Source organism: Streptomyces sp. NPDC059816 (assembly GCF_042732055.1).
Lineage (GTDB): Bacteria > Actinomycetota > Actinomycetes > Streptomycetales > Streptomycetaceae > Streptomyces.
In genome coordinates this window covers 112,879-125,287 of sequence record NZ_JBHWIQ010000010.1, presented here as the reverse complement: position 1 = coordinate 125,287, position 12,409 = coordinate 112,879, and the positions used below count along the sequence as shown (strand labels likewise).

Annotated in this window: 12 protein-coding genes; 6 read left to right on the top strand and 6 right to left on the bottom strand. The window is 73.1% G+C overall.

Annotated elements, in window-relative coordinates:
- Nucleotides 1–32: 32 nt before the first annotated feature.
- Nucleotides 33–1,913 carry a hypothetical protein gene (locus ACFV88_RS15635; RefSeq protein WP_385490907.1) on the bottom strand — a complete coding sequence of 627 codons (1,881 nt, stop codon included), beginning with the start codon at nt 1,911–1,913 and terminating at the stop codon, nt 33–35.
- Between the two features lie 395 nt (nt 1,914–2,308).
- Nucleotides 2,309–2,560, bottom strand: coding sequence for a helix-turn-helix domain-containing protein (locus ACFV88_RS15630; RefSeq protein ID WP_385490904.1), 252 nt, complete (start codon nt 2,558–2,560; stop codon nt 2,309–2,311).
- 32 nt (nt 2,561–2,592) lie between these two features.
- Between ACFV88_RS15630 and map the strand changes: the two genes are divergently transcribed.
- Nucleotides 2,593–3,360: a type I methionyl aminopeptidase gene (map, locus tag ACFV88_RS15625; RefSeq protein ID WP_385490901.1), complete on the top strand. Its 768-nt coding sequence runs from the start codon at nt 2,593–2,595 to the stop codon at nt 3,358–3,360.
- A gap of 75 nt (nt 3,361–3,435) precedes the next feature.
- Here the strand turns inward: map and ggt are convergent, their stop codons facing one another.
- A complete protein-coding gene (gene ggt, locus ACFV88_RS15620) occupies nt 3,436–5,265 on the bottom strand; it encodes a gamma-glutamyltransferase (RefSeq protein WP_385490899.1) in 1,830 nt (609 codons plus the stop codon).
- Nucleotides 5,266–5,407: 142 nt separating this feature from the next.
- Here ggt and ACFV88_RS15615 point away from each other — a divergent pair, with 142 nt between their 5' ends.
- The gene (locus ACFV88_RS15615; RefSeq protein WP_385490897.1) at nt 5,408–6,166 is read left to right on the top strand and encodes a hypothetical protein; all 759 of its coding nucleotides are present in this window, start codon (nt 5,408–5,410) and stop codon (nt 6,164–6,166) included.
- A gap of 50 nt (nt 6,167–6,216) precedes the next feature.
- Here the strand turns inward: ACFV88_RS15615 and ACFV88_RS15610 are convergent, their stop codons facing one another.
- The 3 genes from ACFV88_RS15610 to ACFV88_RS15600 form a co-directional block, all read right to left on the bottom strand.
- Complete coding sequence (locus tag ACFV88_RS15610; protein ID WP_385490895.1) at nt 6,217–7,008, bottom strand: class I SAM-dependent methyltransferase; 792 nt, start codon at nt 7,006–7,008, stop codon at nt 6,217–6,219.
- A gap of 274 nt (nt 7,009–7,282) precedes the next feature.
- Nucleotides 7,283–8,047: a helix-turn-helix domain-containing protein gene (locus tag ACFV88_RS15605; protein WP_385490892.1), complete on the bottom strand. Its 765-nt coding sequence runs from the start codon at nt 8,045–8,047 to the stop codon at nt 7,283–7,285.
- 91 nt (nt 8,048–8,138) lie between these two features.
- On the bottom strand, nt 8,139–8,822 hold the full coding sequence (locus tag ACFV88_RS15600) for an HAD family hydrolase (protein ID WP_385490890.1): 684 nt from the start codon (nt 8,820–8,822) through the stop codon (nt 8,139–8,141).
- Between the two features lie 96 nt (nt 8,823–8,918).
- Between ACFV88_RS15600 and ACFV88_RS15595 the strand changes: the two genes are divergently transcribed.
- From ACFV88_RS15595 to ACFV88_RS15580, 4 genes are all read left to right on the top strand, one after another.
- The gene (locus tag ACFV88_RS15595; protein WP_385490887.1) at nt 8,919–10,118 is read left to right on the top strand and encodes a helix-turn-helix domain-containing protein; all 1,200 of its coding nucleotides are present in this window, start codon (nt 8,919–8,921) and stop codon (nt 10,116–10,118) included.
- Between the two features lie 72 nt (nt 10,119–10,190).
- The gene (locus tag ACFV88_RS15590; RefSeq protein ID WP_385490884.1) at nt 10,191–10,574 is read left to right on the top strand and encodes a hypothetical protein; all 384 of its coding nucleotides are present in this window, start codon (nt 10,191–10,193) and stop codon (nt 10,572–10,574) included.
- Nucleotides 10,575–10,612: 38 nt separating this feature from the next.
- Nucleotides 10,613–10,939, top strand: coding sequence for a hypothetical protein (locus ACFV88_RS15585; protein WP_385490880.1), 327 nt, complete (start codon nt 10,613–10,615; stop codon nt 10,937–10,939).
- A 156-nt stretch (nt 10,940–11,095) separates the two neighbouring features.
- Entirely contained in the window at nt 11,096–12,352 is a 1,257-nt protein-coding gene (locus ACFV88_RS15580; RefSeq protein ID WP_385490876.1) for an Ig-like domain-containing protein, read from the top strand.
- Nucleotides 12,353–12,409 lie beyond the last annotated feature (57 nt).

Sequence of the window (12,409 nt, the reverse complement as noted above, 5' to 3'; positions counted from 1 at the left end):
GGCCCGCGCGCAGGGCCGCGCGGGCGGGTGGGTCAGGTGTCGAGACCGGCCACGCGCAAGGCGTGGACCAGGTCCCAGCGCCGCTGCTCGGACACCCGGCCCGCGGCGTCGAGGAGCAACGGCACCAGCCGGCCGGGGTCGGTCCCCGCGCACCGGGCGATCTCCTCGGGGGTGCGCACCCGTACGTACGCGTCGACCAGGGCCCGCGCCTCGCGTCGCCGTCCCTCCCCGATCAGGTCCGTGATCACCTCGCCGATCTCGGCCGGCGGGCGCCCGACGCCCTGCCGCAGCAGCAGTGCGCCGTCGTCGGTGCGCCCGGCCGCAGCGAGGCTGTCCGCGATCGAGACCAGCCGCTCGACCGGCAGGGAGGCCGCCTCCCACAGCAGGGTGGCCCAGTCCGCGGCGAGTCCGGCCCGGTGGAGCTCCACGGCGAGCAGCGGGAAGCGGTCGGCGGGGCCGTAGGCGGCTTCCACCAGCACCCCGTGCGCCTCGCCGCCGCGCCCCTCGGCCCGCAGCCGCACCAGGGACTCGACGGCCGCGACGGTGGCCTGCCGGGCCTCCGCGTCGGGATCGGGCGCCGCGTCGGGCGTCCGTCGGGGCGTGGCGCCGGCGAACCGCGCACCGCGCGGCGCCTTGCCACCGCCCTGCGGCAGGGCCATCCCTCCGGTGGGCTCGCCGGTGTCGTCGGCCCCGGCCGAGCGGGCGCCGCGCAGCCGGCGGGAGCGCTGGAGCAGCCCTCGCCGGGGGCTCGGGGCGGGGGGCGGCTCGTCGGCGGTCGGCTCGCCGGCTCCGGGTGCGTCGGCTGCGGGACCGGGGTCGGCGGCGCCGGCGGGCGGCTCGGGCGTCGGGAGGTCCGCGGCGGGGCGGGGGGCCGAGGCTTGCGGGGTAGGCGCGGCTCGTTCGGCGGGCAGGCCGCTCGGGCTGCCGTACGGACCGCCGTTCGGGTCGCCGTTCGCGCTGCCGGGCGGGGTGTACGGGCCGCCGGGGGCCGGGACGGTGTGGCCCCGGGGGTCGTACAGCGGGGTGCCCCCCGGCGTCCCGGGCGCGTAGGGGCTGGGAGCGGGACGCGCCCCGGACCGGAGTTGACGCCCGGAGTCCGCATCGGCGGGCGTGCGCTCGCCGTCCGGCCCGGAACGGTACGCACGGGCCGGACGCGCGGCGTACGGGTGCTCCGGGACGCCGCCGGGCGCCCCGGTCGCGGCCGGCGCGGCGTGTTCCCGACCCTGGCGACCGACCCGGGCGGGGCGCGCGTCGGAGCCGGTCGGTTCGGCCGCTCCCCCGGGTCCCCGCTGACCGTCGCGGGGCGCGGGGCGTCCGGGGGCGGGTCGGCCGAGCTGCCCCGGTCTGCCTCCCGAGGAGATCCGGCCGCCCTCCCACCCGGAGGGGGCGGTGCGCACCGGGCCCGCCAGTCGGTCGTAGGCCACCACCCGCGCCCGTAGCTCCGCGCAGCGCGCGGTGGCCCGTTCGTGGTCGTCCTGGGCCCAGGCGAGATCACGACGGTACCCCTCGGCCTCCTCGGGGACCTCGGTGGCGTCCAGGAGTCGACTCAGTTCGAGTCTCCGGTCGGCCGCGTAGCGCTGTTCGCCGAGCATGGCGTCGAGCCGGTCGCCGAGGATCTCGCGCCCGCCGGGGCGCGCGTCGAAGGCGGCCAGCGCGGCGGCGTGCAGCGCACGGGCGCGGGCGACCTCCATCCGGGCCACCCGGGCGCCCTGGTCGGCCGCCAGGTCCTGGAGAAGGGCCTCCAGGACGTCCCAGGGCGGCACCTCCCGCCCGTCCAGGCAGGCGCGCATCCCTTCGGGGTCCCGTTGCCAGAACACCCCGCACCAACCGGCGCCCTGGTCCACGCGCGCCAGAAGGCCCTTGAAATATGAAGCGAACTCCCTTATGTGTTCCGGGAGTTGATGCAATGTCATCGAAGCCCGCCCCCGTACGACTGGAGTCCCCCAGTCCGGTAGCCAACACCCACGGTGTTACAGCATGACTACGCGTGGTTTTCGCGCCAGACCCGAAACTCCAGACGAAGCACTACAGAGCGGACAGCACCCTTGACTCCGTCCGGGTGCGGGAGCGCTCCCGCACCACCGGACGCGCACGGAAAACACGCCTCCACCCTTTGCACACACACATCATCCGTCGCACCTCACCTACGCATGGATACGGATGCGCGACTACGCGAGCGAGATGACACGAAAAGGAAGATGCCCAGGCCAACGATCTGCGGAGCACTCCGACCGCACGAACCGCACGTCACGGAGGGCCGGGAGAGTACCGCCCGGCCACCTCCGCAACACACCGACCGGCCGAGACGTCAAACCGGCACCAATGCGCAGCGGAGCACCAATTCGTCCAGCGAGAGTCCGAGCACCCGCGCCAGCGCGGCCACGGTGAACAGGGCCGGGGTGGGAGCCCGGCCGGTCTCGATCTTGCGCAGCGTCTCGGCGGAGATGCCCGCCTCGGCGGCCACCTCCGCCATGCTGCGCGCGCCACGCGCCTCGCGCAGCAGACGGCCGAGCCGCTCACCGCGCTCGCGCTCTTCGGGGGTCAGGGGAGTTCGCACCATGACCCCATTCTAATACCGGTATAGTAATTGGCATGATGGAACTCAAGACCGATGCGTCCATGGACGCGATGCGGCTGCCCGGACGCGTGGTGGCCGAGGCCCTGGCGGCCGTGCGCGAGGCGGCGAAACCGGGCCTCACCCCGCAGGACCTCGACGCGGTGGCCCACGAGGTGCTGCGCGAGGCGGGGGCCACCTCCCCGTTCCTCGGGTACCGCCCCTCGTTCGCCCCGGTGCCGTTCCCGGCGGTGCTCTGCGTCTCCGTGAACCACGCGATCGTGCACGGCATCCCCACCAACCAGCCGCTCCGGGACGGGGACCTCGTCTCCGCGGACTTCGGCGCCCTGCTCGGCGGCTGGGCGGGGGACGCAGCCGTCAGCTTCACCGTGGGCACGCCCCGGCCGGCGGACCTGCGACTCATCGCGACCGCCGAACGCGCGCTCGCCGCCGGCATCGAGGCGGCCGTCGTCGGCAACCGGATCGGCGACATCGCCCACGCGATCGGCACGGTGTGCCGGGAGGCCGGGTACGGCATCCCGCACGGCTTCGGCGGCCACGGCATCGGCCGCCAGATGCACGAGGACCCGGCGGTGCCCAACGAGGGCCGCCCGCGCCGCGGGGTGCCCCTGCGGCACGGCATGGTCCTCGCGATCGAGCCCATGGTGATCGGCGGCGGCACGGACGACTACGTCACCACGGCCGACGGCTGGACCCTGTGCACCACCGACGGCAGCCGCGCCGCCCACGCCGAACACACGGTGGCCATCACGCACGACGGCCCCCGGGTGCTGACGGCCCTGTAGCCGCTGTAGGCCGCTGTCCGGGGCGGCGCGGCCGGTGCGCGCCACCCCGCGGGACGTGCCACCCGGCGGGACGCGCTATCCGGTGGGACGGACCACCATCGCCGAACCGCCGCCCCGGCGGACCCGTTCCGCCGCCGCGAGCACCCGCCCGTCCGGCAGCAACTGGACGGCGGTCGCCGCACCGATCTCGGGGTTCTGCCGGAACCCGTGGCCGATGGCCTCCAGCTCCGCCCGCAGCGGGCTGTTCCACAGGCCCGGTTCCAGCTCGGTGGTGCTCTGGTTGCGCTGGCTGGCGCGCGGCGCGGCGATCGCGTCGACGAGCGGCAGCCCCCGGTCGATGACCCCGGTCAGGGTCTGGAGGACGGTGGTGATGATCGTCGCGCCACCCGGCGAGCCCAGGGCGAGCACGGGCCGCGCCTTGCCGTCCAGGACGATCGTCGGGGCGATCGAGGAACGCGGACGCTTGCCCGGCCCCGGCAGGTTCGGGTCGTGCACGGCCGGATCGGCGGGGGCGAACGAGAAGTCGGTGAGCTCGTTGTTCAGCAGGAAGCCCCGCCCCGGCACGGTGATCGCGCTGCCGCCGGTCTGCTCGATGGTGAGGGTGTAGGCGACGACGTTGCCCCACCGGTCGGCCGTCGTCAGATGGGTGGTGCTGTCGCCCTCGTACGTGGTCGGGGCCGCCTTGTCGCCCGCCGCGCACGGCACCGGGCGCCTCGGGTCACCGGGCGCCAGCGGGCTGCGCAGGACGGCGTCGTCCTTGATCAGGCAGGCGCGCGAGTCGGCGTACCGCTGGGAGAGCAGTTCGCGCTGCGGCACGTCCTCGAAGGCGGGGTCACCGACCCAGCGGCCCCGGTCCGCGAACGCGATCCGGCTCGCCTCGATGTAGCGGTGGAGGTACGCGGCCCGGCCGGCAGCGGTCAGGTCCGTGCCCTCCAGGATGTTGAGGGCCTCCCCGACCGTCGTCCCGCCGGAGGACGAGGGCGCCATGGAGTAGACGCCCAGGCCCCGGTACGAGGTCCGGGTCGGTGCCTGGAACTCGGCCCGGTAGGAACGCAGGTCGCGCCCGGTCAGGTCGCCGGGGCGCACCACCCGTGCGGAGGTCGGGTCGACGGGCGGTTCGTTGACCGTACGCAGGATGTCCTTCGCGAGGTCGCCCCGGTACAGGGTGCCGACGCCCTTGCGCGCCAACTCCGCGTAGGTGCGGGCGAGGTCGGGGTTCTTGAGGGTGGAGCCGACGACGGGCAACTCACCACCCGGCAGGAACAGTTCGGCGGAGTCGGGGAAGTCCCGGAACCGGGCCTCGTTGGCCGCGGTCTGGGCGCGGAACGTCTCGTCGACGGTGAAGCCGTCCCTGGCCAGCCGCTCGGCGGGCCGCAGCAGCGTGGCGAGGCTACGGCTGCCCCAGGCGTCGAGGGCGGACCGCCAGGTGGCGGGGGTACCGGGCACCCCGACGGCGAGCCCGCTGGTGACCGCTTCCGCGAAGGGGATCGGCCGCCCGTCCTCCAGGAACAGTCCGGAGTCCGCGGAGCGCGGGGCGGTCTCCCGGCCGTCCAGGGTGCGCACGGTACGGGACTCGGCGTCGTAGTAGACGAAGTAGCCGCCTCCGCCGATGCCCGCCGAGTACGGTTCGGTGACGCCGAGGGCCGCCGCCGTGGCGACGGCCGCGTCCACCGCGTTGCCCCCCTTGCGCAGGACCTCGATGCCGGCCGCGGAGGCGTCCGCGTCGACGCTGGACACCGCGCCGCCGTGACCGACGGCCACCGGGACCTTCTGCGCGCCACCGGCGCCCCGGGCGGACCCGGTCGCGGCTGCTTCCGTGGAGGTCGGGGCTGCGGCACCGGCGCTGACCACGGTGGCGACGGCCACGGCCAGCGAGAACAGGTTCCGCCTGACGGAACGGCGCATGCGTACCTCCGGTCAACGGGCGTCCGCGCAGCGTAGCTTCGCCACCGGCCCCCCGACAGGACGTCTTCTCGCCACCTGCACGGGAACCAGCCGTACGGCCCGACTCGAACTTCCGTGCGGACGCCCGCTAACATGCGCGCCCATGACCGATGTCGTACCCCTGATCGTGTTCGGTTCGGCCGCCACCGTGCTCGGCTTCGCGCTCGGCTGGACCGCCCGCACCCAGTCGTGGCGGCGCAAGCTCCGCCGCAAGCAGGCGTTCTTCGGGCTGCCCGAGCACGCGGAGTCGCTGCTCGTCGTCAGCCGCGACCCGGGCGGACCCGATCTGTCGGTGAACCGGTTCGACATGTCCGCGCTGCTGGAACTCTCCGCGCTCGTCCAGGACTGCGGGGCGCACGCCCAGGTCGTCGCGCACGACGCGGCCCGCCAGGGGTTCGGCGAGCGGACCGAGTTCTGCGTGGGCAATCCGGCCGTCAACCGCCGGATGGCCGCCCACATGGCGAGCCTGCTGCCCGGGGTGCGGGTCAACGCCGATCCGGAGGCCGGACCGGACCGGGGCGCCTTCCAAGTGGGCAGTGAACGGTACCGGCTGGAGGCCGGCCGCACCGAGTACGTGCTGCTGGCGCGGCTGACGGCGGGACAGGGGCAGGACGCCCGGCCGGTGTTCCTGTTCTGCGGACAGCGTGCCATCACCAACCAGGCGGCGACCCGTTACCTGGCCCGCCACCACGAGAGGCTGGCCCGCAAGCACGGCGCCGGGTCGTCCCTGGTGCTGCTGCTGAAGGTCGTGAACTCCCAGGCGTACGGGCCGGACGTCGTGGAACTCGTGGCGGACGTGACGGCCGCGGCGCAGGAACCGGTGCCCACCGCGGTGACCCGCACCTCGCACCGGGCGTCCTGAGGTGCGTCCCGCCCCCGTGACCGGCCGTCACGGCCGGTCCCACGGCCGGGTCAGCCCGGCTTGACCGCCGCCGTCGCAAAGTAGTTCGACATGTAGTGACCGGCCGCGTTGGACCGGTCCGGCGCTTCCTCGAAGCCGGTGACGAGGAACCCCGCGGCGAGTTGCCCGCCGATCTGGTCGGTGAGGGTGTGGCTGTACTCCAGAGCGGCGTCCGCGCCGAACTTCGTGGCGCGTTCCTCGGCGGAGTAGTGCGTGACGTCGCTGTAGGGCAGCTTGTGCACGACGTTCAGCTCGCCGCGCTCGTCGAGCGCCTCGTGGTCGAACAAGTACACATCAGGGTTGAGGAAGCCCACGAGCAGGGTCCCGCCCGGTCGCAGGACGCGGAAGCACTCACGCCACACCGGCGCCAGGTCCGGTACGAAGAGGTTGGAGACCGGATGGAACACGACGTCGAACGTCGCGTCGCCGAAGGCGCTGAGGTCGCGCATGTCGCCCAGGGCGGTGCGCAGGTCGAGTCCGTCGCGCTCCGCCACCATCTGGTCCTGGCCGAGCTGGCCGGGTGAGTTGTCGAACACGGTGACCCGCGCCCCTGCGGCGGCGAGGATCGGACCCTGCTGGCCGCCGCCGGCGGCCAGGCACAACACGTCCTTGCCGGTCAGGTCCGCCGGCAGCCAGGAGCGGTTGACCGGCTCGTGCCCGATGAGAACGATCGACCAGTCGCCCCTGCGGGCGCGCTCGACGTCCTCAGTACTGACCGGCCTCGTCCACTCGTCGCCCTCTTGGACGTACTTGTCCCAGGCTGCCCGATTGTGGGCAACGGGGTCGACACCTTTGTCCTGCACCTTTGACTCCCTGCTACGGCCGGCCGAGCGGACACCTGCGGTACTGACCGTTCGGCGCCGCGCCGCTAGTCAACACGATCGCAGGGTGCGGGCTCAACGGAATTTGCGGGCACCGAGGCGTCCGCGGACTCGGCGAGTGGTCGCGCAGCGGGTGCGCAAGCGCTGATTGTCGGGGTTGCGGAAGCCGTGGGCCTCGCGGGCGATGGTCGCACCGCCCACCTCCGCCTCCCTGACCCGGTCGACCGCTTCCGCGCGGGCTGTTGCCGAGGGCGTCTCACTCCGGCGGCCGGTTGTACTTGCTGAGGGTCGCCTTGGTGGTCGACGCCTCCATCAGGCGCAGTTCCCACGGCCCCGTGTTCACGTCGAACTCCTTGCCGAACCCGACCCACTTCCCCGCCATCCGTCTGCCGGTGGGCTCCGCCAGCATCTGAATCGCCCCGAAGTACCGAGCCCCCCGGTAGTACCCCTCGGTCGCCGTCTGTTCCGTCCACGTCCCCGTGACGGTGCTTCCGTCGCGTTGGAGATCAAGGGTGAGCGGGCTGTCCGGGTTGAGGGAGGCGCCCGGCAGACTGCGGCCGGTGATCCGGTTGCCGTGCTGGAGGAGCAGGACGTAGTGCTTGCCGGGGAAGACCTCGTTGCCCCGACCGCTGGAGACGTACTCGTAGCTGGACAGCCACACGCCGGAGTAGTTGCCCTGCGGGGCCGTCTGCGCGGCCGGCTTCGTGCCGGGTGCGCGCATCGCTACGGGCGGGTCCTTGAGGTCGTGTCCGCCGTTGCCGTCATCGGCGATGCGGGCAAGGACGGGGGACGGGAAGCCGAGGGATTCGATCGGGAGGCCGGTGACGGCCTCCAAGGCGCGCGCGTACAGCGGCCGGGGAGCGCTCGTCGTGCCGCTCTCCCAGCGCTGCACCAGCCGCTTGTTGGCGTCGTTGGGGCTGCCCGCGTGGTTCCCCGCGTCGTGGAGTGCGCGGGCGAACTCGTCCTGGCTCATGAGCAGCCCCATACGGACCGCCCGAAGGGTGCTGTTCGGAGTCGTCATGCGCTCACGGTAGCCCCGCAGAGCCGTCACTGACGTCGGAATGTCGCCCTGTGGCGCCGTCGCATGGCCTCCCGTTCGGGCGTCCTGGACATCAGCGGCACGGTCGGCTCCCGACGACCAGATCCACCAAGCCGCCCGTGTCCTCCAGGCCGGGCAACACCACGTCGGCCCCGGCCCGTTGCAGGGTCGCTGCGTCGGAGCGTCCGGTGGTGACGCCGATGACCCGTACACCGTTGGCCCGGGCTCCCTCCACGTCCGCGGGGGTGTCACCGATCACCACCGCGTCTGCCGGATCGGCCGCCGACCGCTCCAGTGCGGTGCGCACGAGTTCGGGACGCAGGTCCGCGTCCTCTCCGTACGCCCCGGCGTCCCGGTCGACGTGTCGGTCCAGTCCGAACACGGCGAGCTTGATCTCCGCCACCGCACGCACGTTCCCCGTCGCCACCGTCTGCCGGACTCCTGCCGCAGCTAGTGCCGTGAGCGCTGCGGCGGCCCCGGGGAGGACGTGCCCCCGCTCACGGAGGTCGGCGACGCTACGGAGGTGCGCATGTGCGAGGGCCGCCGCGAACCGCGCGAACGTCGCGCGGTCGGTCGTGACACCGTGCAGCAGGGCCGTTTCCCGGAAGATGACGGGCTCGGTGACGCCGTCGACCATCGCCTGCTCAGCCATGGGAACGCCCAGTACCTGTTCGAAGGCCACGGCCGACAGCTCCCGACCGACGCCGCGCGTCGCGAGCAGCGTGTGGTCGATGTCCCACAGCACCAGGTGTGGCACGGACGCCCCCTAGACGGGTCTGAAGTGCTCTGTTCCGGGGCCGGGACGGAGCCCGACGACTACTCTGAGCGCGTTCCCACTCACCAGGAGGCTGCCGTGGGCCGTCTGCCGATCGGGGCCCGGGTTCGCCACTTCCGTGAGAAGGCCCAGCGTACTCAGGCCGCTGTGGCGGGGCTGTGCGGTATCAGCGACCGGTACCTGTCTCTGATCGAGAACGGCAAGAAGACGCCATCCCCCGAGGTTCTGGGTCGCCTCGCCTCAGAGTTGGGCGTGTCGGTGGCCGCGTTGCTGAGCGACGACCCGGCGCCGACGCCGACGGCGGTCCCGATGGCTGCGCCGGATGTCGAGCGGGCCCTCATGGGGTACGGCCTGCCGCTGTCCACCCCACCGGCCGATCCGGTCGACCTAGGGAAGCGCGTCGCGGCTGCCTGGCGTATCTGGCAGAGCAGCAGGACGCGGTTCACCGAGGCCGAAGCGCTCCTCCCCGCCCTGATCACCGACACCGAGCACGCCGCGAGGGTGCTCCGTCGCAGTACCGACCCCGTCGCACGCCGCGCGGTCATGCGCACGGCGGCAGACCTCTACGGGCTGTTGCGTTCCTACTGCCGCCGCGCCGGACGGCTCGACCTGTCGCTGATGGTTGCCGACCGTGGCCTGCGCGCCGCTGAGGACGCCGATGACCCGCTACGCATCGCCGGCGCCCAGTGGAACCTCGGGCACGCCCTGCTCTCCCGCCCCGAGGGCGCGTCTGCCGCCGCCGAGGTCGCGTTGGGTGCCGCCGACGAACTCGCGCGGAGCATCGAGACGGCGGAGGCCGTCGCAGTGCGCGGCGCCCTCGAACTGGTCGCCGTCGTCGCCGATGCGAGCGCCCGACGCCCGTGGCCGGCCCGCGAACGGTTGGAGAAACGGGCACGACCGTTGGCCGAGAGGTCAGGCGAACTCCATCCGATGTGGACGCTGTTCGGCCCGACGAACGTGGACCTCCACGCCCTGTCCATCGAGATGCTCGCGGGCCAGGCCTCCGACGCGTTGCACCTGGCGGACCGGATCGACGTGAGCGGACTGCCCAGTCGGGAACGGCGGTTCACGTTCGGACTGGAGGTCGCGCGCTGTCACGACCTCCGCAGGGACGATGCGGCTGTTCTCGTCCACCTTCTCGGCCTGGAGGAGCTGGCGCCGGAGGACCTCGCCCGGAGTCCGGTGGCCCGGGAGATGGTCGCAGGTCTGGTGCAACGGGTCCGCCCCACGTTCCGGCACCAGACCACCTGCCTGGCGGGGCGCCTCGGCATGCTGTGACCGCCCCGAACCGGGGGCACACCCGAACTCACCGTTCGGGTTCCCCTTGCACTACACGCCTACGGTCACGCCATGGACAGACGTGAAGCGCCCACGCCGGGTCCCGCGGGCATCAGCATCGTGGCGGCCGGTGTGCACTGGGACGCAGTGAAGGTCAGTCGGCCGTTCGCCCTCCAGTCACTGGAGCACCTGCCGGTTCACGGTGCGATCGCGGTCGACCCCACCCCCGCCGGCCCCTTTCTGCACTTCCTCGTACCGCCGAAGAGCACGGAGGGTTGGAGCGTCCCGCAGTCCACGGCACTGAGCGAGACAGCCCATGTGGCGCTCCCCCCTCCGGGCCGACTCACCCCACCGGGACCGTACTGGCTCACCCGGCCGGACCACCGTCCGCGCCTCACTCGGACTGACGTCCTGCGCGCCGCACTGGAAGCAGTGCTCGGGCCGCGGCACCCCTGAGGCGGGCACCCCCCGCCCCTCCCTCCACGAGGACACCGATGCCCCGTACCCACACCCGTACCGCCCGCGCATACTGCGCACGCTGCAGCGAACCCATCCGGTGGTGGCAACGTCAGATCACCAAGCTGCGCTTCTCCCCGTCCGGGCCCGGCACCACCGTGCACCTCCACCGCCGCTGCCTCCCCGAGACAGCTCCCTGCGCGCCGTGCGTCAAGGCCCGCATCTTCGGCACGGACGAACACGACTGCCGCATGTGGGCCCCGGGCACCCACCAGGTCCACCGCCGGCGGGCGACGCTGAAGCTGAGCCTCCGCAACCGCCCGCGGCCCTGCCCGTGCACCTGCCGGACCCGGGCGCGGGCCTGAGCGCACGGGCCGGGGCGCGGGCCCTTCGGAATGTGTCCGTCCCAAGACGTATGTCCCGATTCTGTGACAACGGTGGAACGGGGCCGTTCCGCAGGAACCCCGCGGCCGTACGCACCCTCTCTCCGGTCGATTCCGATCGCACGGAGGTACGACCCCATGTTCAGTTCACCGCTCCCGTCCGCACCGCGTCCGAGCACGCAGGCCGGCGTGGCGCCCGTCCGTGGCCGCCGCGGACGACACCTGACCGTCGGGGCCGGGGCCCTCGGACTCACCGTCCTGCTCACCGCCTGCTCCGGCGGATCGGACGACGACGGCAAGGGCGGCGGGAGCACCGCGGCCGGCGCCCCCGCGCGGGCCGAGATATCGGTGAACCTGAAGGGCGAGCGTGCTGCCGCGGGCAAGCCCGTGACGGTGCGCCTCGCCGAAGGGGAGCTGCGCGGGGTGACGGTCACCTCGAAGAAGGACGCGAAGGCGGGCGCCCCGCTGACGGGCAAGGTCTCCGCGGACGGCCGCACCTGGACCTCGGAGCGGGTCGCCGCGCCGGGCACCGCGTACCAGGTGCGCGCGACGACCAAGGAGGGCGGCTCGGCGACGGCCGCGTTCACGACGGTCGCCGCCGACAAGGTCAACAAGCTGACCCTCGCCCCCGGCAAGGGCACCACCGTGGGCATCGCCCAGCCCCTCTCGATCACCTTCGACCACCCGGTCAAGAACAAGGCGGCCGTCGAGCGCGCGCTGAAGGTCACCACCTCCAACGACACCACCGGGTCCTGGGGCTGGATCGAGCACTACGACGGGAAGGACCGCATCGACTGGCGGCCCGAGGAGTACTGGAAGCCGGGCACCAAGGTGCAGCTGCGGGCGAACCTCAACGGCGTCGACTCGGGCACCGCGGGCGGCTTCTTCGTCCGGGACTACGACACCTCCTTCACCATCGGCGCGGCGCAGATCGTCAAGGTGGACCTCAACACCAAGCAGCTGCGGCTGGAGCGGGACGGCAAGACGGTGCGGACCCTGCCGATGTCGGCGGGCACGCCCGGCGGCAAGAAGCGGTCGTGGGGCGGCACGACCGTGCTGATGTCGAAGGAGGGCACCATCCGGATGAACTCCGAGACCGTGGGCCTCGGCGACGCCTACGACAAGATGGTCGACTACTCGATGCGGCTGACCTGGTCGGGGATGTACGCGCACGCCGCTCCGTGGAACGCGGCGTACTTCGGCAACGCCAACCGCAGCTCGGGGTGCATCGGCATGAGCGACGCCAATGCCGGCTGGCTGTACGGGCAGGTCCGCGCCGGCGACCCCTTCGAGGTCACCGGTGAGGGGCACAAGGGCGTTCCCGCGCCGGGCAACGGGTACGGCGAGTGGAACCTGTCGTGGGCCGACTGGCAGCAGCGGAGCGCGCTGCGCTGATCCGGTCGTCGGAAGGATGCGGGACGCGCGGTCGGGCTCCGGGTGCGGAGCCCGATT